Below are 23,448 nucleotides of genomic sequence, written 5' to 3'. Positions count from 1 at the left end.
TCTTGCCATGTTTATGAGCTTTGCTATGACCGCACAGAGGACATTCCATCGCTTTGCTTCTAGTCGAGGTTCCTCTCTACTCTACCAATCCCACATTATCCTGAGGCACTACCTACTCGTCCTTAGGACTTCGCCCTAAATTCCGCTCACTTTAACGATCCATTACAACGACCGACTTAGATTCCACTTGTTGCTGCTCAATAAATTGAATCTTAATCTCCTGAAGCAGGGATTTTACAGTCCTGTTCATCTTTTTGAATGTTCTAGGTCGCTCACCTAAAGTAAGTTCTTCGTCCTCAGGTTCAAGAAATGCCCCAAAGTCACGCCAGAAAGCTTTTTGGCGTAAATCTTGTCGTTTCTCTGGTGTCGAATACAAGCTACCCTGATGCTTGAAATCTTTTGGAGATAACCAAATCGAGTGAATTGTTAAGCCAATATTGAGAGAATCGGAACTGCTGAGTTTATATACGGTTGCCTTTTTAGAAGTTGAGTCCTTCCTCTTAGAATTACCCAAATTACTCGCATCGAAAATCCAGAACTCATCCTGCGGTCTAACACTTAATGAGGTTGTACTAGAATCTAGCCCATCTGCAAGCACGACACAAGCAATATAGCCATGAGTTGTAGGGTCTTGATCTTCAGGGCAAGGTGTTGACTTCGGGATGAACTGAGGGGAACAAGCAAAATGGCCAGGTGGAAAATCAAACCAGTCTTCAATCTCCATTGTTTGAGTATTTAGGCGAACCAACTTGCAAGGTTTACTCTCCTTAAGCTGAGTATGGTGAACTACTCGAAATTCCTTATTTTTGTATGCTTCATAGATACGATCGGGAATGATTTCCCAAGAGAAGCCCCAGCACATCCAATAGATATTTTTGACCTTCATTTCATCCTCAGAAGAGCGATCGTGACAATCCTCCTGATGGGTATAAACTGAGGGATACCAGGTGTGCTTCACATCACTGATGACTTTAGAGTCGAGTAATGCACCTGTTTCTCCATCTATCACATAGCGTCCAAAGGAGCTAACATCCATTGCACCTGTGAGCATACCGACAAGTTGCTGCATCCGTTTTGGTTCTGGTTCTATACCAAATCGCTTTTTATACTCTGTACTAGGCTTGTCATATTTGCTGATCCATTCTGTGACATCAGTGCCATTTTGGTGCCCAATGTGCAAAGTAATCTTGCCTTTTGGGTTACTGTAGTCTGCTGCAAAGTGAGAAACTTCCCGTGGAATTGTTACTTTCCGAACCTTGAGTGACTTGGGCTGATCTGCTAAACTTCCGCCAGGATTGTTTTCATGCCGCAACTCTTCCCGACTGATAATATATAGTTTTGTAATCTGAGATGGCGGAAGTAACTGGAGAAAAAAGGAATAAAGGGTATATCCAAGTTTTAATCGCCGTTCCATTAAGTCAGCTTGAAGGTCTTTAAACTTCTTTCGCAGTTTTTCAGGCAACAGTTTTTTACCAACTAGGATTAGAATATTTACTACCCAGTCAAGTATTGATTCAATTAGATCGACAGTAAAAGGGGCAAAAAGCTGTGAGAATTCAATTCTAAAGGCAATGTCCATTAAAATAATGTAATCTTCGGTGACTGCCATTTGATGAATTGATTGTTCGCCAATTACTAGCTCATCATCATCGGGGTTTCTCTCTTCCCAATCAGGAAGAACAAGCTGCCACCGTTCTAGTTTACGATTCTCAAACGTATATCGAATTAAATCAGTAAATCCATATATTCGACTAGTACAAGGCGTATTCTTTCCTTTGCCTATTCCAAGCCTTTGAATCGTTTTTCGTCTAATCCAGCCAAAGGCACGCTCAAAGCTCTTCCTAAATTTTCCCTTATAGCCTGTTGAATAGTTAAGAGTTAACAGGTAATCGACTGATTGGGAATTACTTTCAGCAGTTGAGTTCTGAGGAAGATCATTTTGCGGTTTGCGATAATCATAAACTGGATGAGCAGGATTGGAGTGAGGCGGTAGGACAGTGTCCTGCAGCGATGAAACGAGCCCTGCAAACGGAGTAGTTATACTTAGCCACTCATCCATTCTCCCTACTGGCTCAACCAGTTCCATGCTGTCAGGGTCTATCACCCAAGGAATTCCAGCGTCAAAGGTTAGGAGCAACCGATCGCGAGTTTGTAGGAAAGCAGTATTAAGCTGATTGCGATTGCCCAGATTACGACTCATCCGGCTAGGACCCGCATTGCTGAAGTGGTACGCTTTGTGGTACCGCTCAGGATGATTCTGAATTGCTTGGTCAATGTAGTAACAAGGTGTTTTAGCAATACGTGTTTTAAGGGTTGCTTTGCCATCTTTAAGCTCAACCCGATAAATCATGCCATCGCCATTAATCACTAGTGTGCTTGGCGGTGCTAGAGCAGCGGCTACAAAATAGTAGCCCCGTAAATCTTCAGGTAGAGCACCTTCGTTCTCAACCGCTGCAAGCTGCGAGTTGCAAATCTCAAACTTTCTTATCGTTAGCGGTAAATCGCTAATTTCTGTACGGTCTACTTTAACAACAGATGTTGGAATCTCGTGAAATTGCTTGGGAGTTTCAAGTTGAGGCAAGTCGTCAGACATAATAATTCCTTTAATTTAGATCCGTTAATTTTATTAATTGGGAGTTTCTATCTTTCATTTGATCATCTAACCAATCCAGTTCGGAATGAGTAGATTCAACGGCTCCCAAGGCAATGAGGGTTGCTTTCTGTGCTGAGGTTAATCCAGATACTCCAGTAATTCTCATGCCCTTATAAGGTCCCCATGCCTGTAATGTCGCTAAACACTCGCCCGTCTCTACCTGCCAAACTTTAATTGTTTCGTCTTCACTTGCACTAATTAGCTTACACCCGTCTCGACTGAATGCAATTGACCAAATCCAATTCTGATGCTGCTCAAGAGTATTAAGGCACTCGCCGCTTGAAATACGCCAAAATTTAATGGTTTTATCACAACTACCACTCACAAGCGTTTTGCCGTCCGGACTAAACGCTAATGTCATGACCCAACCCGTATGTCCTGTTAACGTTTGCAGCGATCGCCCATTTTTCATATCCCAGAGCTTGATTGTACAATCCAAGCTGCTGCTAGCGAGAACCTGACCATTTGGGCTGAAGACAACAGACATCACTCTAGCTGATTCTTGAATGGTATGAATGCATTTCCCAGTTTGAATATCCCAGATTCTAATGGTCTGATCCTCACTTGCACTGGCAACCCATTGATCAGTTGGACTAGATGCCAGAGATAGGATACGGTCGTTATGACCCTGCATAACATGCAAGCAAGTAGCAGACGGAATATCCCACACCCTGACCGTATTATCACAGCCAGCACTAATTATCCGACGACTATCCAAGCTAAAGGTAACTGCCCACACTCCACCGGCATGTCCCGTCAAGACAGATAGGCATCGACGTTCTGACACCTGCCAAAGGCGAACGCTTCGATCTTCTCCAGCACTTGCTAAATAACGACCATCAGGAGAACAGGCTACAGCCATGACAGAATCTGTATGCCCTTCTAAAAGATTTAGCCAGTGATAGTTATGAGCATCCCAAATTCTGACAATATGATCGTGATGAGCACTAAAGATAGCCTGTCCATCATGACTGAAGGTTACTGAACGAATCCAGTTTGCGTATCCTTTAATAACTCTGAGACATCGCCCCGTCTCAACACTCCAAAATCGAACTGTTTGATCTTCTCCACAACTTGCTAGACGCTGTCCGTCAGGATGAAACATAACCGCCCATACTTGTTTAGTATGCTCTTTGAGCACACGCAGGCAATGGCCTGTTTCAGCATCCCAAATTCGGATAGTTTGATCGACTCCTGCACTTGCAATATATTTGCCATCAGGACTGAAAGCTGCAGACCAAACCCAACCTGTATGTTTTTGTAGAATATTAAGACATACTCCTGTCTCTGCATCCCAGATCCGTACAGTTTGGTCAAAACCCGCACTCACAATCTTTCGACCACAAGGGCTAAAATTAACAGGTACAACCCAGCTTGTATGCCCTTCTATAACTTGCAAACATTGTCCGGTTTGTACATCCCAGATACGCAGAGTTTGATCACAGCTGCTACTCACGACTCGGCTTCCGTCAGGGCTAAAGCTCGCAGATAGTACCCAATGCTGATGCCCCTCCAAGACGCGAATACACTGACTAGCTCTAAAGTCCCATAATCGAATCGTTTGATCATCGCTTGTGCTAGCGATCATATCCCCCCGAGGGCTAATTGCCACGGAGCGTAGATTAAGGGCATGACCTCGAATAATTTGGATGCAAGAGCCATCCTGCAAATTCCAAATTCTCATTGTTTGATCTTCGCTGCCACTCACTAACAGCCTACCATCCAAGCTGAAGGCTACTCGACGCACCCAATTTGAATGTCCTTCTAATGTCAATAGATGCTGTCCATCTTCTACAGACCATAAGTAAATGTTCCCATCCGCATTACCGGTTGCTATGACTTTGCCATCAGGACTAAAGGTACCGGACAGCACATTTCCAAAAGTCTGTGTAAAGATACATTTACTAAACTCTGCATTCGTGAAATTTACATTATGCAGGACTGCTCCTTGAAGAGAAGCTTGCCAAACAGGGAGATGAGAGAAGTCATATCCTTCTAAATTGATATTAAGGTAACGAAGCAGATTAAAAATATTGCCAGGTGTATATCCAACTTGCCTTGCAGTCTCTTTTCGTAGCTTTGCTAGCAATTCCTTAAGGCACCATTCAATCCTCTTAGTACCAGCTGAATTTACAGATAGCTGATTCACAACTGGTTGAATAATGAATTGAGCTTGAGCTTGTCTAACATAGTCCTTGCTTTGAGCCTTCGATAGTGCATATTCACTAAGCATGCTATATTGTTGAGCCGTGATCTCTTCACTAACTTTTGTGATTAGATTGCAGGTTACGTATTCCATTACTACCGGCTGCAATGTCCAATTCTTATTACTTCGCTCAATCAACGATCGGCGACTGAGGGATTGAACAGCTGCCAAAAGTTGTCGGGATACAGCCTCGGAAACAACATCTGATTGCAATTCTGTCAAAGAAACTGGTTCTCGATTGATTGCTAACCAGTACATCACGGTTTGTTCTGTCCTAGCTAGGCGTTGCCATTGGCGTTTTAGAATATCGTCGATGTCATCGAACTGAAACCTACCCTGCCTCAACTGAGGTAAAACTTCTGTTACATCTCCTTCAGTCAGTTCTTGCACTGCTGAAGCAACAATTTTCAATGCCAGAGGATTACCATCATAGTGCTCTGAAATCTCCTCTAGATCCTCATCGTGAGCACTGTAGCAACCTTTAGCTTTAAAAAACTCTTGTCCTTCCGTCCGAGATAGCCCTTTGAGAGCAAACGATTGCACTTCTGGTAAGTCTCCTTCCAGCAGAGCAATTTCTTTGGGCTTCTCACGGCTTGTTAAGAACAAGCTGCTCTGATGCTCAGCCGTTCCGATTTGATCGAATAGGTACCCATAGCATTCATACCCTGGAATATAGCTTCCAGCATGAATGCCTGCCTGTAGAATTGATTCAACGTTATCTAGAATTAAAAGGCAACGATGGGTCTGTAGATAATAACGCAAGCGCGATAAGCAATGATTTAAGTCCTCTGGCAATTGGCTTTCTTGCTGCCCGGATAGAAACTTAATCCAATCCGCCAAAATTTCCGTCAAAGGAGGAGCATTGAGGAGCGATCTCCAGATAACAAATTCAAACTGATCCTGAATCTGTTCTATCAGTTTTGCAACCAAAGAAGTTTTGCCAATTCCGCCCATCCCTAATACAGTAATCAGACGGCATTGGGATATAGTTTCCTGCTCAGAATTACCTAGAATCCATCGCTTTAAGGTAGATAACTCTTCGATTCGACCATAGAACGAGGACGTGTTGGGTACATCTCTTAAGTCCTTTTGCACCACAGCAATTGGCGCAATAGAACCTTCCAACAAGTGACGTTCTAGCTTTTGAATCATTTGAACAACAGCGTCCCCACTCTGCGGGCGCTGCCCTGGAAATGGGGCCATTAATTGATCGATTAACTCAACGAACAACGGTGAGAGTTCAGTTCCTTCACGAATTCGATTGCTCCAAACAAGCTGCCCTGTTTGGGGATCTTTAGGCAGATTGATTGGATCTTCGCCAGTCAACAAATATACAAAAGTTCGTCCTAAAGCAAAAAAATCGGATTGAGCAACGGCTTGCCCTTCTACTTGCTCTGGTGGCGTGTATCCCGCTGAAATGACTGCCGTTCCCGTAGCTTGCTGCTGTTGTTTCGCTAAATAGGTGAGGGTAATTTCTCGGACTGCGCCAAAATCGATTAACACGAGCCGACCTTCTGGTCGTAGCATGATATTAGCGGGTTTGATATCACGATGAAAAAACTGCTGCTGATGCAAGTGAATCAGAATCGAGAGCAACTGTTTCAACCAATCAATTGCCTGGGTTTGCTTGAGAACGCCGCCGGTTTGTAGCCATTGTTTCAGATTTACTCCAGGAATCTTCTCCATTACTAGACAGTGCAATGGGAGTTGTTGAGACTGGGATAAGACAAAATATCCATCTGAATCAAGCTGCGGTATCCCGGGATGACAAATTTGACTGAGAATCTCGACTTCGCGTTGAAACAATTGAATGATTTTAGGGTGAGATGAGGGAGAAAAGGTACTAAGGTCCAACACCTTGAGCACCTTCGGGATACCCTGCTCCTCTAGATCTTCCACTTCAAACACCTCACCAAAGCCGCCCCTTCCGAGGGCGTCTAGCACTCGGAAGCGGTCTTGCAGCAAACTTCCTGGAGCAACCATAGGTACGCGAATAAGAAGTTATTGATCGATTTCAACAACTTCATCGTATGCGACCCTGTATCAGCAATCGTTCAATGTTCGTTTTTTGTAACCGAATCAGAAGATTCCCCAGGCTGAAGCTTATCTGCTCAGTACCCCTCCTGGCTCCAACGTCGCTTGAGCAGGCAATTAACTGAAACTTAGTGGTAGCTGGTAAAAGCGAGAACTCATGAATATTCTCCTAGCGTAAATGAAACAAATACAAGGAGAGGTCGAAACAATCAAAAAAGTGAAATAAGGATTCAGACCCCCGCGAGATACAAAATCAGGAGTGCAAAAATAAACAGAATCACAAGGAGCACGCCGTACCAGAACAGCAAGCAAGCCCTTAGGAGATGAGCCACGATCGCATTTCCCCACTTCCGTCCCAGCAGTTGGCGCAGGAAGTCTTTCAATGGCGTGATAACTTGACGGTGCATGAAGCGATTGAGGGGCATCAAATCAAGAAACGGGATCTCATGCCCTCTGCAATTTTGGAAATCCACCCGCTTGTAGCTCAGGTGCTCTACATCATGGGCTTTCAGCAGGGGGATGATTGGATCTCGCCCAAACAAGAGATTGAGGGCAATCTTACGTCGAAGCGACTGCTTCCAGCCTTTGCTATTGATATATCGAAGATATTGGGGCGATAGATTGTTCTTCCTTCTGTTCACCTTCGGCATAGAGAATTAATTGCCAACAAAGCAGCCAGCTAGGTATCCGGTTTGCCCTGCCCAAAGTTGATTGATAGCAGCAGGATCGAGACTGGGATAAAGCGGAGTAGAGACGATCGCCTCATACCAGAACTCCCCATCCCCGATCGCCGTTCTGCCCGTTAGCTTGATCGCCCGCCCTTGGGGGACGACTCCCAGAATCGCTTTAGGAGACAGACTAGGTTCTGATCGCAGGTTGGCATTGGCAAGTTGCCCATTGCACGTTTTGATAATTTGAACGTTTGAATCAACAGGCGTGAACACTGGAGTAGGGTGAGGAGGTTCAAGGGCAACACTTCCTGGAGATGGCGGAGCCGTGGAAACTGTTGGTGCAGGAGCAGGAATAGCAGACTGGGGCGAAGTCGGAGCCACTGCAATCGCGCTTGGAGTTGCTGTAGGCATCACAACGGCAGGCTGCACCGCTGCTGCCACAGCAGCACGTCTTTGCGCTGCCCCAGTCGCATTGAATCGCTGCCAGGACAGCATCGAGGTTGCACCAAAAATCAACACGCCTGAATAGAGAAAAATTCTGCTGAGTTTCATGAAGGTTCACCTCCGATTAATTCATCAAAGCTCTTTAAGTCATTCGGGTCTTCACCCCATTGCTTACCGGGAAGTTTGCGACCGTTCTCATGCAAGATTTTTCGAAACTTCCACTTAGCAGCCAGGTATTTAATGCTTGTTCCTGATTTAGGAACGGTCCAAACTTTTTGAATCACTTTGTTCTGACTTTTAAGCCGATCGTATTGCGTCAGTACCCGCTGCACCAGTGCGGTAGAAATCCCTGGTGCAAGGGGATTTTCGGGTGCGAAATTTTCACCACCTGCCTCTGATGCGTCATCGGTGAAATTCAGGTGCAGCATCCCTTCAAGTCGCTGCACCAGCTCTGGATCTGCACCGGTGCGCTCTGGTGCGCTTTGAGGGTCTGCCTCTTCCGCACCCGCTGCCGCACCACCTGTTTCTATTTCCTGCACCAGTTCGTCATCAGCTTGAAAATTGAATTCTTCAGCTTCATCGTGAAGGAAACCGCTCTCATCGTCCTCATCGGTTTCAGTTGCTTCTAAAAGCGGAATCGTGAAGGTTGAAAGATAAGCATCAGGAGCAGGCATTTGCGCGAGATAAGGTTGCTCATTCGGCAATGCAAATAAGCCATAGTATTTGTATTGCTTGTCTTTCGTTTTGAAGTAGCGTTCGCGTCTGAGGCGATACTGGGCTTCCAGGTCTGACTTTTCCGTGCCCTTGCAGCGGTAGTTTATCCCGATCGAGATGGCACCGCCCATAAAGAGGAGTCCCAGGTTTTCTAGATCCACCACGTTGATTTTGAGCTGGTTTGCCATCAGGTTTTGCCCAGCAACCAGGGTCAGCACCCCCAGTTCTGCCCCCATGCGCCACAGTCGCAGGAGGTAGGTGGATACGGCAAACTTGGGGGGAAAGTCATGGTCTTTCAGCCATTCGAGATCGTCGGGGTCAACCGGCTGGTTAAAGCGGCTAATGACTTCGTTGATCTCGTCAAAAAAATAAATGCGCTGGTCCTGGGTAAAGTCGCGCAAGGGGCGATCGCTTCGGTAATCGGCTTCCCTCAAGTCAATCCGGCGCTGCACTTCGTCGGCGGCTTCCCGCAGTCCCTTCAGGCATTCTTTGGCTCCCAGGTAGCGAGGTTTTAAGACCTTTAGAGCCGTGGAGAGCTTGGCATCCCCCACAATCAGTTCGGCGTTCCCGCCCAGTCGCCGCTGCATTACAGCAAGGGTATTGTTAATGCAGACTGTTTTACCCATCCGCGTCGGACCAAAGAGCCCGATGTGGTAGCAGCTTTCGACAAACAGTTCAAAGTGCTCTAGTGGGGGTTCAGGAATCGCTTCAGCCGCACGGCGAGCTTCCGCTTCCCAATCCACGCCAGAGGTATCGATCGTCAATCGAATCTGCCGATGCAGAAGTTCGAGTTCGGGCATCGTGCGACAGCCTGGAACCACGCCTCGGATGCCTTCTCTCACGCGCTCTAGCCGCTTGTAGGCATCGATCAGGCTTTCGGCGTACTTGCCTTTATCGTTTTTACCCGGAGCGATCGCGAGGATGGCAAAGGACAATCGGAATTTGGCTTTACCGTAAGGCACAACCAGGGGCGATCGGACGATGATGCCCTGCTCGTAGAGGTAAGCAATGACGCGATCGGCGAGGAGTTCTTCGGTGGTCGTACCTTCCACGTACTGGGGCTGCTGCAGATTGTAGAGATAGAGCCGCTGCGACTCGATCGTCGCTTCCTGGTCTGCAATCAGTCGCCTGTAGTTCTCAATTTCCTTTTGGCACATCTCAACCAGGGCATTGTGCTGTTTTTCAAATTCCTCAATCAGCAGCTGGCGCTGATGGTCCAGATCTTGCTCTAGCTTGGCAGCACGGGCACTGAGCTGCGATCGGGCTTCACGCTCCGCTGCGTCCAGTTCAACTGACTTTTCTTCTGCCCAGGCATGGATGGCATCGCGTTCGGCTTTGAGCTGGTTTTTAGCAGCTTCGAGTTCAGCCGTTTGAACTTCCAGGCGTTCCCACTGACTTTGCCAGGATTGCGTCAGGCGCTGCTTTTCCGTCTCAAACTCCACTTGCTGGTTTGCCAGTGTCTGCCTCAGTTGCAAGAGTTCAAATTCCTTTTGCTGCAACAGCTTGGCGGAGTGATCGATAGTGATCTGGATCTGCTGAGTCGCTTGCGCGTCGTAATATTGCTGGATTTCCCACTGTTTCTGCTGAAGGGTAGCCTGGTGAGCCGCCTCCAATCGGGTCATCTGCAACTGGTGCAAAGCAGTGGCTTCGGCGATCGGGTCATAGATCTCCACTTCCGGATCACGATACAAGGCAGCTACCGCGCAGGCTGCACCCCCTAGCCGGATTGCCCACATCAACGTTGCCAGCAGAGGCTGCTGCGGGCGAATCCCAAAGGTGAGAGTGCTACAGGTTGCGAGGACCAGGAGCCATAGGCGCGGCTTCGTCTCGCGGGTGGGACGAGCTGCCAGGGGACGCAGAGGGTTATCAGTGGGGATAATTTGCGGGTAGGAAGTCATGGGACGGCACAAACATGAAGCGTTGGGGCAGGAGGAAGAAGCTAGAACAGTCCCAGAAGAATCCCGATCGCCCCCATCACTAGGGGCAGGGCTTGATCGACTCGCAGCAGGGTCGTTTGCAGGTCGTGCTGAGCATCGGAAGTCAGATCAAGCTCTTTTTCTACAAGCTCTGCCTGGATGAAGTAGGAGAAGCTTTCAGCGTCCTTCTGGAGGCGTTTTGCGGCTTTAAGCTGGCGGCGACGAAGCATTTTCAGCCATTTCATCCACGCCGCCAGTCCAAACACCAGGGCAATCACGATCGCAATCAGCGTGACACCCTGGGGAATCGGTGGAATCAGCCACACCACCTTTAAGAGTTGAGCCACCACGCCAGAGACGAGGAGAGCCGACAAACCCACCGCGATACGTTGTTCCATAAGTGTTGGGTGATGCCGCCCCACGAGGGCAGAGCGGCAAAAACGACAAGAGAACGGTCTAGTTGAGGTTAGCGTTAGCAGCACTCACACCGGGGAACGAGAAGGAACGCGGCAAGCCGACGCGAATCTCTTTTTCGCGGAACTCACTGCGGCGATCGTCATTGTGGAACGTCGCTTCACCCAGGGTGAGGTTCATCGATTCGAGGCGTTGCCGGAAGATATCGCGGTTGAGTTCCACCGACTGAGTCTCGAAGCTCAAGCGGTCTTGTGTGCCCGTGATTTCAACCTCGCTAATCGATCGCTCTACTTCCGTCCGCTTCAGGTTATTTCGCAAGGTGTCGGTACGGACTTGCTCAATGCTGAGCTTAATTTCTTCCTGGCGGTATTGCTCCTGCGCCACCTCAACGCTTTTTTGCTTGCGCTTAGTAACCCATTTTTCGCGTTCAAGGTCGGCTTGCAATCCCTCGACCTTGACGGCGCGAATTTGCCGCAGAATGCGTTCGGACTGAACTTTGAAATCGGATTCTGAAATGCCAGCAGGCATAGGGATAGGTCTCCTTTTTTGACGGTGGATGTTCTATCTCCGCCCTCGGACTACTGGGGAGTTGCCGGAGGGGTGGAGTAGGGAACGGGGTTTGTCGGAGCAGCCGGAGCCACGGGGGCGACCGGGGCAACGGGAGTCGGAGCAATTGGGGTAACCGGGGCGGTGGTCGTGGGGTCAGGCTGGGAAACTGGATCAGCCGATCGGCTAAACAGAAAGCCAAACAAGGCAACCAGTCCAAAGGCAAAGGCGACCAAGCCAATCAGCATCTGCATCCCTTCCGATCGCATCAGGGCAATCAGGTCGTCAAACCCGCCACCGCCCTGGAGGAAAAAAGCTTGGGGTTGGGGAACGGCGTTCATCAACGTCGTGGCTTGGCTGACGCTGGCTTCCTGGGCAGCAAGGGTCATTCGCTGGATGGCTTCAAACTGCTGGAGCGTGATTTTTTGCTGCTCAAACAGGAGTTCCGCCTCGGTGAGGGCTTTGGGGCGATCGTTCAGGCGAGCCAGAGCAGACTGCACCGGGGGCAGAACTTGTTGAGCCACCTGGGCAGCCACAGCGGGAGCCAGGTGCGGGGCAAGCTGTTGAGCAATCTGCGCAGCGGGATTATCGCTCTGGGTGGCAGCATCCGCCGGAGTGATAGGTGCTGAAATGACGGTGTGATCCGCCTGTCCAGCGGATCTCGTGGTCATCGGAAGAGACGCAGGGACACGGCGCTGGGCGGGGGCATAAGGATCGAGGTCACTGGACGATGTGGCATAAGGCTGCACGGCGTGCGGGGGGAGGGGGACGATGGAGGCAGCGGAGTCTCGCGGCGGGGGAGGAGGCGACGGTGAGGAGCCTTGCGGCGGCGGCAGATAAGGTTGCAGAGCGGTTTTGAAGGCTTCTGCCTGGGGGGTAGCGGCGGCGTTGGCAAGCTTCAGTAAGCCTGTGGCGCTATAGAAAATGCGTTCGATCGAGCCGGGTCCAGATTGGCGCAGGAAGTCCACGTTTTCAACCAGGAGCGGGCGGAATTTCCGCAGTCCGTAGTCGGTGAGTCCAAGAGCAGGCAGCACTAGGGCAGTGGGAAGCAGAATGCCGTAGTCGGGGTCGGTGTAGGGGGTGAGGTTAATCGCGGTCATATAGGAAATCTCCTGATGGGTTCGAGAGCATAAGGGTTCGATCGATCTAAAGGAACCGATCGGGTGATACGCAAGATGAGGACGGTATGGCACGATCGGGGCAATCCTTCTTGAGTCTCCGGCAGGTCTCGCACCGACCAATTGCAGGGGACTCTTACCTGTGTACGAGACTGGGAGCTGGGGAAGTTTGAGAGGTTCTTGCAGCTGGAAGAGTGGCAACTAGCAGCACCGCAGCGAGGACGATCAAAGAAGCGATCGCGGCAAGGGTGGCTGTGAGGCTCAGGCGGACTGCGGTTGAGGCGGATCGGTGGGGATTGAGAGCAAGCCCAGCTTTTTTGCTAGCTCTACTCGCGCCGATTCCGTAGCTTGCACCATACTGCCAATCTCTGCGATCGCAAGTTCTGTGCCCAGACGAGTGCCTTTTTGCGTCGCGTTTTGCTTCAGGGCATCTTCCAGGGTTTGGTCGTTGCTGACAAACTGCTGCAAGGTCGTATTCAGGTTATTGATGGCTTCGGTCAGGCGATCGGTGGAATCAACCACGGTGAGACGCAAGGGCTGAAGGGGATAAACCGGGAGCGGCACATCAGACGGTCTGATCGTGATGCTAGCCGCGAGAGATGAGTTAGTTGACGGGTTTTGAACCTTCTGAGCGGCTTGATAAGCGGCAACCAGTTCCGGGTTTTGCTCCCAAATCTGAGTTTTCCAGGCTTCAAAGGGTAAACCTGAAGTCCGGTATTGCCCCATCAGTTCAACACAAAGGGGACTGTACCGCTCATCCGGCAACTTCAGGTCAGATTCATTGAACCAGGGGCAGGCTTCTTTAATCTTCTGGAACCACTGCTGCACCGATTTGCGGGACACGCCGTAATACTGAGCAATTGCTTTGGTGAATTGGGGTTCAATCGGCTGCCACAAGGAAGGTTGGTTCGTACGACCTTCGCGGGAAGTGGTAGGGGAAGTCGCAGCCACCTCGCGCTTAGCTTCGGGGGTGGGTGGCAGGTCGGTTTCACTCGGTGGCAGGTCGGCTTCCTGAGAGGAGGCGATCGAGTTCGGCATCGGCTGAAATGCCGATACTTGAATACTTTGAGCCATGATTCGTAATCCTGTGAAAGAGGTTCGTGGGTAGTAACTGGCGAAGTGGTACATAGGGGGTATTCAGTTCCTACGAATCAGGCTAACATAGGTTCAGCACTTGTCAACACCGTGTTGAACTACGTCACACAGAACTGAACAGGAAGTAATATTGCAATGAACACAATTCTTTTCCTACTGGACGTGCCAACCAGGAAGCCGCGTATCTCTGTTGTTGTTGATGAAGACCTGCTACGTTACTTGGAACAATGGGCGAGTTCCGAGGAGCGCAGTGTTTCCAACTTAGTTGTATTCCTTCTCAAACAAGCAGTTGAAGCAAGAGAGAAAAATCGGCAATAGGCAACGTAGCACCAGTAATCGCGCCTAACGTCACGATTTCCAGTACGAATTTCACTTCGGTTGTCTCAATAATCTTTTGCTACTCCTCTACCTTGGTGAAGGAGTAATCAGACTGATGCTCGCATCCAAGTCTCCTCAAGCATTTTGACTAGGGGTTATACACCTTGGTGGGTTCTCTGGAGTCAAAGAATGCAGAAGGAGCTGATTAGAAAGCGATCGCTAACTTCCTACGGCAAGCGATCGCTCTCTGAATGTTGTTTATCCAATTACTCAACATGATACCAAACAATTCCTGGCAAGGCACACCCCTTGCGCCAGACCAGCTTTTTAGTGCCGGTTTTCGGGACGGCATGAATGGTCGTGCCCCTCATCCACAGTTCCAAGACAACACCCACTACCTCAAAGGCTATGCGGAGGGATGCCGCTCCACGACCGAAAACCCAGAACTGACTCCCTTTTGTCGAATTTCTGACCTTACGACTGCCCTACATTCAGTTCACCGCTGGGAACAGGATCGAGAACGACTGGGCTTTGGCAAAGTTGCTTTGGGCTACCGGGATCGGTACTGGATAATCCTGGTCACGAAGGATCTGCATGACTCAGTGATGCCCTTCTAAATCAATTTCATTCAGGCGATCGCCCTTCCCACCTAGAGAGAGGCGATCGCTCTCTTGTTGTTTGTTCACCCTTTGGAAGCCCACCGCTGTAGTGGGTCAACTTTGCAATGCAAAAAATCACTGCCTTTTCCCGTCCGGCTTTTCCTCAAGCGCAAACCGATCCCGAAGAAGTTCTGGGAAATTCGATTGTTCTCGATTTTGATCAATTCCCAGAACTCCAGTGGATCTCCCGCTACCTCGCTGCCCTGCACAAGCTCCAGGCTGAACGCGATCGTCTTGCTCAGGACATTCGTGCGATCGAGCAGGAGGGGGAGGTGTACTTTGACCAGTGGGTCGAACCCTATACGAAGACCAAAAATGGGAAGCAGTACACCTACTACCAATTGCGCTGGCTCACAGGCGAGTACAAAAAGTCAGGTCAGCCCAAGGTCAAAACCAAGCACCTCTCCCATCAGCAGGTGGGTGAAGTCCGAGCGGCGATCGAGCGGGGGCAGCAGGTGAAATCGCTCCAGGAGCAGCAATCGCTAATCGACGCACAGATAGTTCGTCTCAGGCAACTTGTGCGAAGCACAGGAAGACGAATGCAACGGTTGAGCCATTCATCTCGTGCAGGGAGGGGGTGATCATGGCACATAAAACTTTGGAAGCAAATTCGATTCCCATTCCCCCGCAACTGGCAGGACTGCTGAAGCAAACGCTGGGTAAATCCGGAACAGGGTTTGACGAGAGTGCTTTCCTTCAGCAGTTGCATTATTGGACGGTTAATTCAACCGCGTCTGGTTGGATCGTCGATGGTACTAAATGGATCTATAACTCTCTCAAGTCCTGGCAGGAGCAGTTTCCCTGGATGACCCAGTATGGGCTGAGGAAAGCGATCGGCAATCTGAAAAAGCTTGGATTAATTCAAACTGCGCAACATTGGATTACTTCTTACAAGCGCGTTATGTTCTATCGGATTGATTACGATCGGTTGTCGGCTTTTGCTGGAGCCGTCTGCGATCTTGTCACACTTCGATGTGCGAACAGTGATCCGACCGATATGTTGAATGATCACACGACAAATACAGAGATTTCTTCAAACAATTCTTTTCCAAAACAACAAAAGCCGTTTGTTGTTTCTTCAACGAATGAGGAAGAAGCTGGATCTGCTGAGGCTGGGGAAGTGGCAGGCTGTGAGCAGGGTTCCGGTGTAGAAGTGAATAGCGCAATAGAAGCGACTCTTTCCCCAGCCAGTTCTGGGAAAATTACTGAAATTCAACTCGCCGAGTTCCCAGAACTTATGGAACTTATGGAACAGGCGGCTGAGGCGATTGAGCATCCTCCGAACACTCCTTTACCTGCGGCGTTGAAGGAAGCGATCGAGCGGTTTCCTAAGCGGGTGAAGCCTGCAATTGTCTATCTGCGTCACCAGCAGCAAAAGCGGCAGATTAAAAATCCAGTGGGGTATCTGTATGAGGCGATCGTCCAGGGGTGGGAATTGCCTATGGCTGAATCTTCTGAGGCAATCGTGCCTGTTGGCTTTAGTCAGTGGTTCGATCGAGCAAGGGCACAGGGGTTAGTTATTGCAGCGACAACGATCGATGGAATTCATCATACATTGCATATTCAACAAGGTTGGATACCCACGATGGAAGCTATGCGAAAATACTCAATAACTGCTGCCAACCACTAATGAGCATTCACGTCTAGGAGAATTTAAAACATTTCCAGGTTTATACTTCAGGGTATAAGCTTACACTTAATAAATAGATTGTATCAGTCCTAACAGAAGATAAAATAATGAGCACAAATCCTGTCAAGTGTGAAATTACAGCCGCATACGTTCAAAACGCAGTAGATGTCATTCTCAAGACATTGGGCGAACCTCAGACAGCACAGCAGAAGCAAGCATTGAAGTCATTCCGGGATGGCGATTCAACTCTAATCAAGCGGCTGTCAATCGCAAATTTACAGGACAACTACATCAAGTGCTTAGGCTATTTGATTTCTGCTCCTAAGCTCACTCCTCAAACAGACACAATTCTGGCTGAATCAGCCCGTGCTGCGGCTGATCATGTTCGCGATTTAACCCTGACCAGTTTGAGTAATGCAATTCTGAAAGATGCAGTGATCATTAGCAATGATTAAAACTTAGTTTTCGCGAGAAATGTCTGTCAGTATCAGGAATTAGATGAGTTTCAGTCCCGCAAGCGGGATTCAGTTTTTAGCGAGAATCTCTTCAGCTTTACCTTAGTTAATTGTTCTAGTGTTTCAGTCCCGCAAGCGGGATTCAGTTTTTAGCGAGATTCAGAACGGCTGCACTTTTAAAAATCGCTACTCTTGTTTCAGTCCCGCAAGCGGGATTCAGTTTTTAGCGAGACTCTATTTCAGAAGCGATTGATAAAGCAAAATATGGTTTCAGTCCCGCAAGCGGGATTCAGTTTTTAGCGAGCCGTCTGCATCATCATAAACATTGAAATTATCAATCATGTTTCAGTCCCGCAAGCGGGATTCAGTTTTTAGCGAGTCATTCCCCACGACTAGACCCCGTGCCAGCTTTTCGGTGTTTCAGTCCCGCAAGCGGGATTCAGTTTTTAGCGAGCTCTCGCCAATCAAATCCGATCGCGTGGGTATCTGTTTCAGTCCCGCAAGCGGGATTCAGTTTTTAGCGAGTTTCTTGAACTTGGGAGGTTTAGCAGATTTCTTAAAGGTTTCAGTCCCGCAAGCGGGATTCAGTTTTTAGCGAGCCGATCGCTTTTCCAGCAAACTGATGCACCAAGCTTGTTTCAGTCCCGCAAGCGGGATTCAGTTTTTAGCGAGCACAATCAATGGTCAGACAGCAAACATTGATATTATGTTTCAGTCCCGCAAGCGGGATTCAGTTTTTAGCGAGTATAGACAATCTTATCTATAGACATAGAACTCAATGTTTCAGTCCCGCAAGCGGGATTCAGTTTTTAGCGAGTATCTATCCCCTTTGGTTTTAGCAGCACTTCTAGTAGGTTTCAGTCCCGCAAGCGGGATTCAGTTTTTAGCGAGAGTTCAGATGCAACTTTGTTAAATAGAGCTAATCAGTTTCAGTCCCGCAAGCGGGATTCAGTTTTTAGCGAGAGGAGAGGTAAAAATGAAAGCTAAACTCTATTTGCTGTTTCAGTCCCGCAAGCGGGATTCAGTTTTTAGCGAGCTTCCGTGGCTGGCTCAATTCGTGCTGAGCAGACATGTTTCAGTCCCGCAAGCGGGATTCAGTTTTTAGCGAGTGCAGACGATCGTGATCCGTCTAAAATGCTGGCGGGTTTCAGTCCCGCAAGCGGGATTCAGTTTTTAGCGAGCCATGATTGATTCTCCTTAGATTTAGATTGAATGATCGTTTCAGTCCCGCAAGCGGGATTCAGTTTTTAGCGAGTGAGATCTGCCAGCGCGCCTGCGTCGAGTCCCAAAAGTTTCAGTCCCGCAAGCGGGATTCAGTTTTTAGCGAGACACAACCGTCTCTCATTCCGCCGTCTGTAATCTTGTTTCAGTCCCGCAAGCGGGATTCAGTTTTTAGCGAGGTTGTGGCGATCGCTCGGAGATACGTCGATCGAATGGTTTCAGTCCCGCAAGCGGGATTCAGTTTTTAGCGAGTGAAGCTTGGTGCAAGTTCCGATTTATTGAGTCGTTTCAGTCCCGCAAGCGGGATTCAGTTTTTAGCGAGGCCCGATCGCACATAATACGGAGCCATCAGTTTGCGAGTTTCAGTCCCGCAAGCGGGATTCAGTTTTTAGCGAGCTTCATCCGTCCCAAGTCGAGGCGAGTCTCTGGGGCGTTTCAGTCCCGCAAGCGGGATTCAGTTTTTAGCGAGCAATGGAAGTTTATGCGGTGGTGTGGTAATCGATGGGTTTCAGTCCCGCAAGCGGGATTCAGTTTTTAGCGAGCCAACTCCTATGCGATTCGTGTCGGCTTGTGCGAGTTTCAGTCCCGCAAGCGGGATTCAGTTTTTAGCGAGCAACGGTTCACATGAAAAACGGCAACAGTCTCCAAGGTTTCAGTCCCGCAAGCGGGATTCAGTTTTTAGCGAGCGCTTTGCTAAATTTGCAGGCGTTCAGGTTGATTTATGTTTCAGTCCCGCAAGCGGGATTCAGTTTTTAGCGAGCATCGCCTGCAATCGCGGCTTGTACTCTCGATAAAGTTTCAGTCCCGCAAGCGGGATTCAGTTTTTAGCGAGCGATCGTCGTTGTAGAGAGAAGTGTGATTAGATTATCGTTTCAGTCCCGCAAGCGGGATTCAGTTTTTAGCGAGCTGAGTTTGACGGTCAATCAATTGATTCGTTACAGGTTGGTTTCAGTCCCGCAAGCGGGATTCAGTTTTTAGCGAGCTTTATCAATAAAGCGCATGAGTGACGGCATAAAAATGTTTCAGTCCCGCAAGCGGGATTCAGTTTTTAGCGAGTCCGTAGCCTAAAGCTCTTACTACGAGCGATTTCTAGAGGCTGTTTTGGCAAACCTCAAAATATGAGCCGATTCAGAGCTTCAAAACACAGGCAATCGTCCCTTTCCAAGACGCTTTAGATTCTCAAACTTATTGATTTGTCAAGGTTCTAGCCGTTTTCGCAAACCCCCCAGGGTTTTTGCCCCCGCTTCGGTTTGCGAAAAATTATGTCCCTATCATAGTCAAACGCTCTCGTGCTGTCGAGGGATAGGGATGGATCAAGGCAGGCTTGGCTGGTCTAGATTGCACAAATCCTGAACCGTTCGCGCAAATTCTTCACTCATCTCACCGGCATTAGTCATTTTGTAGAGCGGAACCAATTCCTGATAAAACCACAGTCTTTGTTCCGGGTCACTATTAAATTGCTGCCAAATCGATGAGCCGAACTTTCGCCAATCCATAAGAAGCGATCGGGCGTTGTGGAGTTTATCTGCCAGCGACACACGTACCACTTCAGGCGATGCCGATTGCAGGTTTTCAAGATAGCGCAGCTTACGCTCTTTCCAGGGCGGCTTCGGAACAGTGTCTGAGTCCGTGCAGCCCTCCACAATCGCTACCACCCAATTGCCAAATCGGGTCTGGATTTCCTCACGAATGGCTTGTCCTCCTTGATCCTCGATCGCATCATGCAATAGTGCAGCAATGGCTTCATCTTCGCTTCCCCCATCTTCTAGCACTAGCGCCGCGACACTTAAAAGATGAGCCATGTAAGGCACACCGCTCGCTTTACGAACTTGATTGGCGTGTAAGCGATTGGCATAAATTAAAGCCTCTTCAAATCGCTCTGTCAATTGAACTGAAGCTCCAGTTGTATTCATGGTGTATCCCTTAGTCCTGATAAAGTTCAATTTCCGCCTGCATTTCCGCCTGCATTTTTTCGCGCAAATCCCAGGGGAGCAGCACCTCAACCTTGGGTCGCCAGGAACGCAAGCGCTGTCCTACGTTCGTGTCCCCATCACGATAGCGGACGGTGTAGTACGCATCCTCCGGCGATCGTGATTGAATCATTTTGATCAGCGATGGATGGGCAGCCGCATCGTGTATGATCTGCTTTGCCCTCTCATAGCTGATGCGTTGAAAGGTTTTATGGCGAAACGTCCCCTGAATATAGCGATCGTGAAACTCTCGCTTAAACCGCAATAGCATTAATCGCGGTTTCAGGTAAAAGTCAAATCCCCATGCCTGCTCCATCTCGCGCCGAATATAATAAGGACTGGGCAACGTTTTGCGACGCTGCTTTAAAATCAAGGGCAGCCGTGGGTCGTCCCACTGGCAGCGTACTATCTTTTGCATCTTATCCAATCGATAGTTATACCAATCTCCCTTTCTATCGGGTGTTTCACCCAGCGCACAGAGGTAAATCGCTCGCTGCACATAGTAAACGCAGACTGGATAAACCATACATTCCATCACGCCATACTTCGCACTGCTGTAGGTTAAGCGCACAGGCGGTACGATCGCTTCTTCCCAAACTGATTTCAACTCCTCTAGCCAGGCTTCTACGCGCTGCTGAGTTTGGGCAATAATGTAATCCACTTCCAGAAAAAATCGCTGCTCCTCTGCGATCGGTTGGGAAAGTTGTTGGGCGATCGACTCCAGGTGAGCATTCAAGAATCCTAAGTCGTATCCTCCCAATGCGTTCTCAGTCAAGTCCAACCCTCGGTTGCCCGGTCGAGATGGAAATTCCGTAACCCGGTAATAACCATTCTCTCTTCCTTGAAGCCAGCCCAATTTATAGAGAGCTGCCAGGTCACTTGCCAGCGAACGACGAGTGACGGCAAAAAGCGAACTATGCAAGATATTGTTTAATGCAGCATCATCAATTGCGCTGTGCTGCTGAATCTGCGATCGCCACTCCAGTTCAGACAAGCCCATTTGAGGCGTAAAAAGCCACTCAGATGCTGTTTTTGCACAAGCACAGGTCGGATCATGGCGATCGGGAATAGCTTCTCCTTTGGGATGGGTTGCCAGGAAGAAAGTATCTCGCCAGTCTTTGTAGGTAAAAGGTTCCTCCAGGCACAGACGTTCTGACTCATCCCCATACAGAGAGCGTAGCCAAACCCAAAGCCGAATCGCTCGACTCAGGTTTTGCCGCAGCGACCCACCGTGCACCAGCCAATGCAATAAAGCGGGATCGGGCAGATCTTCTAATAAAGGAACGGTTTCTCCTACACCGGATTGCTGAACCATTACAAAAACTCGATATTATCCATCCTTACAGAGTAATACAGGTTGGAAAGCGCGGTTTCCAATGCTCCCTACAATCATGAAGCCGTTTCCGAAAGCACAAGTTTACAAAAGCTCCATATCCCTGAAGGAATGCTGAATTTTGGAAATAATGGCTTCCAGTAGCTCTTAAGATATGAACACTTGCTGAGAAATTTACATGACTACCTACACGATTGACATTGTCGATCAGGTTCTCAAGATAGGGTTCGGTGAGCCTGCTCAAAACGATCAGATTGTCCAAGACGCAACAGCTCACCTAGATGAGCTGGTCTCGGCCGGAGAGCTTGCTGGTGGCAGTCTGCTCAAAATTAACGGTCCGGCTTCTCTTCCCGTTGCCTTTGTCATTGCTCATAAAGTAGCTCATCTTTACGGGGCGATCGCAGTCTACGACCCGAAGCTGGGGGGCAAGTACGTCATCTGCATTACTCACAATCCCACCTACAAACTCGGCGACCTGATTGATTAGAACCATGACTCAACAGCCTGTTAAAGTTGCTCTTTGTGGACCACCCCACTCTGGCAAATCCTGTTTAAGGGAAGGGTTAAAGCAAGCCCTAATGGTATTACACCGGGCAGGGCAGTCTCCCTACCCCTACGTCCTCACTGCCTGTCCTGATGGAGAAGGTGCCTGGTATTCTGAAGCTGCCCAGCGCGATCCGGCATTGGCAAAACAACTCAAGACAGCCTACAAAACGAAATTCACCTGGGAGTTCACTGATCGCGTTGCTGCAAGTGTCCGGGATATCTCAGAACCACTCACAATTATCGATCTGGGTGGAATGATCGACGAGAAAAATCGCAAGATTCTTCAATATGCAACCCATGCAGTTATTCTGGCAGGGGATATGGCTCAAGTGCCTGTCTGGAAAGAAACCTGTAGCGATCTCAATGTTCAGGTTATTGCCCTCCTCCAAAGTGATTATGAAGGAACGTGCGATCGCATTGATTCAGAAACACCCATGATCACAGGTTCCATTCATTATTTGAAGCGCGGTCAGGATGTTTCTAATCGTCCCATGATTCAAACACTTGCAAACTATCTGGTGGGTTTGTGCGATTGCTGGGCACATTAGGACGATCAGGCTTTGGGGAATACGAGAAGTAATTGTGTACTTAGTCGTTAAACCAGAAAAATGGGGTTCTCAGCATGGATTTATCCAAATTTAAAGTTGAAAATCTTTTCCTTTTGGTTGGCGAGAATCCGCTACCAAACTACGTTGCAGCACAATTACTCTTGGAAGGAAAGAAGAAAGCCTATTTAGTTTTCTCAACTCACACTAAAGAGGTTGCTAGGCGATTGAAGAATGCTTTAAGGGCATTAAAAATCGATGTGTTGGATGCTCCACTAACCGGATCAGAAGCAGACGGGTTTGAAATCGCCCGGACTATAGTGGGATATGCAAACAAGATTAACTCTACTGAGAAGATCGGGCTACACTACACAGGTGGTACGAAAACAATGGCGGCCCACGCCTATCGTGCTTTCCTGAGTCTGAATCGGTCGCCCAAGCCAGTCTTTAGCTACCTTGATTCCCGCACCCTACGGATTTGCATTGATGATTTGGAAAACCAGCAAACCCGTATGTTTCCTGCTGTGCTGGATAAGCCACCGAGTTTGGAGACAATTCTGGCTTTGCATAACCTGGAGTGGAAGAAGGGGAAAGAACCGCAGCGACAGCCTATCGCAAAGGATGCGGCGATCGCATTTGCGGAGATTCATGGCAAATCGGGTATGGGTGAAATTTGGCGAAAGTGGTGTCAGCAGGAACTTGGCAAGAAGCTAAAGAAGGGAGGCGAGAATAGTCTCTGGAAGCCTGAGAAAGATTTAGAGAGCCATCGCCAGTTAAATCTTCAATTTCCTCCTGTTGCTGTTCCTGATAATATGATCCAAGTACTTCGCAATTGCCTGGATTCATCGGTAGTGCCTCAGGATAATGTGGGATTGGTAGAGTAGAGAGGAACCTCGACTAGAAGCAAAGCGATGGAATGTCCTCTGTGCGGTCATAGCAAAGCTCATAAACATGGCAAGA

General features: G+C 48.7%; 19 protein-coding genes and 1 CRISPR repeat array. Of the genes, 9 read left to right on the top strand and 10 right to left on the bottom strand.

The window, feature by feature from the left end; translation table 11 throughout:
- Window positions 1–151: 151 nt before the first annotated feature.
- The gene (locus tag NDI45_RS27270) at window positions 152–2,593 is read right to left on the bottom strand and encodes a carotenoid oxygenase family protein (RefSeq protein WP_348249623.1); all 2,442 of its coding nucleotides are present in this window, start codon (window positions 2,591–2,593) and stop codon (window positions 152–154) included.
- Window positions 2,594–2,603: 10 nt separating this feature from the next.
- A complete protein-coding gene (locus tag NDI45_RS27265; RefSeq protein ID WP_348249622.1) occupies window positions 2,604–6,842 on the bottom strand; it encodes a protein kinase in 4,239 nt (1,412 codons plus the stop codon).
- A 374-nt stretch (window positions 6,843–7,216) separates the two neighbouring features.
- Between NDI45_RS27265 and NDI45_RS27260 the strand changes: the two genes are divergently transcribed.
- Window positions 7,217–7,513 carry a hypothetical protein gene (locus NDI45_RS27260; protein ID WP_348249621.1) on the top strand — a complete coding sequence of 99 codons (297 nt, stop codon included), beginning with the start codon at window positions 7,217–7,219 and terminating at the stop codon, window positions 7,511–7,513.
- Between the two features lie 36 nt (window positions 7,514–7,549).
- Here the strand turns inward: NDI45_RS27260 and NDI45_RS27255 are convergent, their stop codons facing one another.
- From NDI45_RS27255 to NDI45_RS27230, 6 genes are all read right to left on the bottom strand, one after another.
- Entirely contained in the window at window positions 7,550–8,116 is a 567-nt protein-coding gene (locus tag NDI45_RS27255) for a hypothetical protein (RefSeq protein ID WP_348249620.1), read from the bottom strand.
- Entirely contained in the window at window positions 8,113–10,620 is a 2,508-nt protein-coding gene (locus NDI45_RS27250; RefSeq protein ID WP_348249619.1) for a hypothetical protein, read from the bottom strand. The genes NDI45_RS27255 and NDI45_RS27250 overlap by 4 nt, the downstream gene beginning before the upstream one ends.
- 41 nt (window positions 10,621–10,661) lie before the next feature.
- Window positions 10,662–11,036 (bottom strand): hypothetical protein, encoded by a 375-nt coding sequence (locus NDI45_RS27245; protein WP_348249618.1) that lies wholly within the window; start codon window positions 11,034–11,036, stop codon window positions 10,662–10,664.
- Between the two features lie 58 nt (window positions 11,037–11,094).
- Window positions 11,095–11,580, bottom strand: a complete 486-nt coding sequence (locus NDI45_RS27240) for a hypothetical protein (protein ID WP_348249617.1) — start codon at window positions 11,578–11,580, stop codon at window positions 11,095–11,097.
- 50 nt (window positions 11,581–11,630) lie between these two features.
- Entirely contained in the window at window positions 11,631–12,791 is a 1,161-nt protein-coding gene (locus NDI45_RS27235; RefSeq protein WP_348249616.1) for a hypothetical protein, read from the bottom strand.
- Window positions 12,792–12,977: 186 nt separating this feature from the next.
- Complete coding sequence (locus tag NDI45_RS27230) at window positions 12,978–13,790, bottom strand: hypothetical protein (protein WP_348249615.1); 813 nt, start codon at window positions 13,788–13,790, stop codon at window positions 12,978–12,980.
- A 156-nt stretch (window positions 13,791–13,946) separates the two neighbouring features.
- Between NDI45_RS27230 and NDI45_RS27225 the strand changes: the two genes are divergently transcribed.
- The 5 genes from NDI45_RS27225 to NDI45_RS27205 all read left to right on the top strand — a co-directional run bounded on the left by NDI45_RS27225 (window position 13,947) and on the right by NDI45_RS27205 (window position 16,873).
- On the top strand, window positions 13,947–14,129 hold the full coding sequence (locus NDI45_RS27225; RefSeq protein ID WP_348249614.1) for a hypothetical protein: 183 nt from the start codon (window positions 13,947–13,949) through the stop codon (window positions 14,127–14,129).
- 275 nt (window positions 14,130–14,404) lie between these two features.
- Entirely contained in the window at window positions 14,405–14,746 is a 342-nt protein-coding gene (locus NDI45_RS27220) for a hypothetical protein (protein ID WP_348249613.1), read from the top strand.
- Window positions 14,747–14,853: 107 nt separating this feature from the next.
- Window positions 14,854–15,369: a hypothetical protein gene (locus NDI45_RS27215; RefSeq protein ID WP_348249612.1), complete on the top strand. Its 516-nt coding sequence runs from the start codon at window positions 14,854–14,856 to the stop codon at window positions 15,367–15,369.
- Between the two features lie 2 nt (window positions 15,370–15,371).
- Window positions 15,372–16,418, top strand: a complete 1,047-nt coding sequence (locus tag NDI45_RS27210) for a hypothetical protein (RefSeq protein ID WP_348249611.1) — start codon at window positions 15,372–15,374, stop codon at window positions 16,416–16,418.
- Between the two features lie 107 nt (window positions 16,419–16,525).
- Window positions 16,526–16,873: a hypothetical protein gene (locus NDI45_RS27205; protein ID WP_348249610.1), complete on the top strand. Its 348-nt coding sequence runs from the start codon at window positions 16,526–16,528 to the stop codon at window positions 16,871–16,873.
- A gap of 47 nt (window positions 16,874–16,920) precedes the next feature.
- Window positions 16,921–19,150: a CRISPR direct-repeat array (repeat unit 37 nt; unit sequence GTTTCAGTCCCGCAAGCGGGATTCAGTTTTTAGCGAG).
- Window positions 19,151–19,407: 257 nt separating this feature from the next.
- Here the strand turns inward: NDI45_RS27205 and NDI45_RS27200 are convergent.
- Window positions 19,408–20,007: an HD domain-containing protein gene (locus NDI45_RS27200; protein ID WP_348249609.1), complete on the bottom strand. Its 600-nt coding sequence runs from the start codon at window positions 20,005–20,007 to the stop codon at window positions 19,408–19,410.
- A gap of 10 nt (window positions 20,008–20,017) precedes the next feature.
- Window positions 20,018–21,379, bottom strand: a complete 1,362-nt coding sequence (locus tag NDI45_RS27195) for a TIGR03985 family CRISPR-associated protein (protein WP_348249608.1) — start codon at window positions 21,377–21,379, stop codon at window positions 20,018–20,020.
- A gap of 196 nt (window positions 21,380–21,575) precedes the next feature.
- Here NDI45_RS27195 and NDI45_RS27190 point away from each other — a divergent pair, with 196 nt between their 5' ends.
- The 3 genes from NDI45_RS27190 (at window position 21,576) to NDI45_RS27180 (ending at window position 23,372) form a co-directional block, all read left to right on the top strand.
- Window positions 21,576–21,884, top strand: coding sequence for a CRISPR-associated protein Csx3 (locus tag NDI45_RS27190; RefSeq protein ID WP_348249607.1), 309 nt, complete (start codon window positions 21,576–21,578; stop codon window positions 21,882–21,884).
- A 4-nt stretch (window positions 21,885–21,888) separates the two neighbouring features.
- Window positions 21,889–22,491 (top strand): hypothetical protein, encoded by a 603-nt coding sequence (locus NDI45_RS27185; protein WP_348249606.1) that lies wholly within the window; start codon window positions 21,889–21,891, stop codon window positions 22,489–22,491.
- 257 nt (window positions 22,492–22,748) lie between these two features.
- Entirely contained in the window at window positions 22,749–23,372 is a 624-nt protein-coding gene (locus tag NDI45_RS27180) for a hypothetical protein (protein WP_348249605.1), read from the top strand.
- Window positions 23,373–23,448: the final 76 nt, after the last annotated feature.

It is taken from the genome of Leptolyngbya sp. GB1-A1, assembly GCF_039962475.1.
GTDB lineage: Bacteria > Cyanobacteriota > Cyanobacteriia > Elainellales > Elainellaceae > Leptolyngbya_A.
Note: the sequence above shows the minus strand (reverse complement) of the source record. Positions and strands in the feature narration are given on the sequence as shown.

Coding starts and splice junctions, on each gene's coding strand:
- NDI45_RS27265 (WP_348249622.1), bottom strand. CDS start 6,842: ATGGTTGCTCCAGGAAGTTTGCTGCAAGACCGCTTCCGAGTGCTAGAC.
- NDI45_RS27210 (WP_348249611.1), top strand. CDS start 15,372: ATGGCACATAAAACTTTGGAAGCAAATTCGATTCCCATTCCCCCGCAA.
- NDI45_RS27270 (WP_348249623.1), bottom strand. CDS start 2,593: ATGTCTGACGACTTGCCTCAACTTGAAACTCCCAAGCAATTTCACGAG.
- NDI45_RS27220 (WP_348249613.1), top strand. CDS start 14,405: ATGATACCAAACAATTCCTGGCAAGGCACACCCCTTGCGCCAGACCAG.
- NDI45_RS27255 (WP_348249620.1), bottom strand. CDS start 8,116: ATGAAACTCAGCAGAATTTTTCTCTATTCAGGCGTGTTGATTTTTGGT.
- NDI45_RS27200 (WP_348249609.1), bottom strand. CDS start 20,007: ATGAATACAACTGGAGCTTCAGTTCAATTGACAGAGCGATTTGAAGAG.
- NDI45_RS27225 (WP_348249614.1), top strand. CDS start 13,947: ATGAACACAATTCTTTTCCTACTGGACGTGCCAACCAGGAAGCCGCGT.
- NDI45_RS27195 (WP_348249608.1), bottom strand. CDS start 21,379: ATGGTTCAGCAATCCGGTGTAGGAGAAACCGTTCCTTTATTAGAAGAT.
- NDI45_RS27205 (WP_348249610.1), top strand. CDS start 16,526: ATGAGCACAAATCCTGTCAAGTGTGAAATTACAGCCGCATACGTTCAA.
- NDI45_RS27190 (WP_348249607.1), top strand. CDS start 21,576: ATGACTACCTACACGATTGACATTGTCGATCAGGTTCTCAAGATAGGG.
- NDI45_RS27250 (WP_348249619.1), bottom strand. CDS start 10,620: ATGACTTCCTACCCGCAAATTATCCCCACTGATAACCCTCTGCGTCCC.
- NDI45_RS27185 (WP_348249606.1), top strand. CDS start 21,889: ATGACTCAACAGCCTGTTAAAGTTGCTCTTTGTGGACCACCCCACTCT.
- NDI45_RS27260 (WP_348249621.1), top strand. CDS start 7,217: ATGAGCCACGATCGCATTTCCCCACTTCCGTCCCAGCAGTTGGCGCAG.
- NDI45_RS27215 (WP_348249612.1), top strand. CDS start 14,854: ATGCAAAAAATCACTGCCTTTTCCCGTCCGGCTTTTCCTCAAGCGCAA.
- NDI45_RS27245 (WP_348249618.1), bottom strand. CDS start 11,036: ATGGAACAACGTATCGCGGTGGGTTTGTCGGCTCTCCTCGTCTCTGGC.
- NDI45_RS27240 (WP_348249617.1), bottom strand. CDS start 11,580: ATGCCTGCTGGCATTTCAGAATCCGATTTCAAAGTTCAGTCCGAACGC.
- NDI45_RS27230 (WP_348249615.1), bottom strand. CDS start 13,790: ATGGCTCAAAGTATTCAAGTATCGGCATTTCAGCCGATGCCGAACTCG.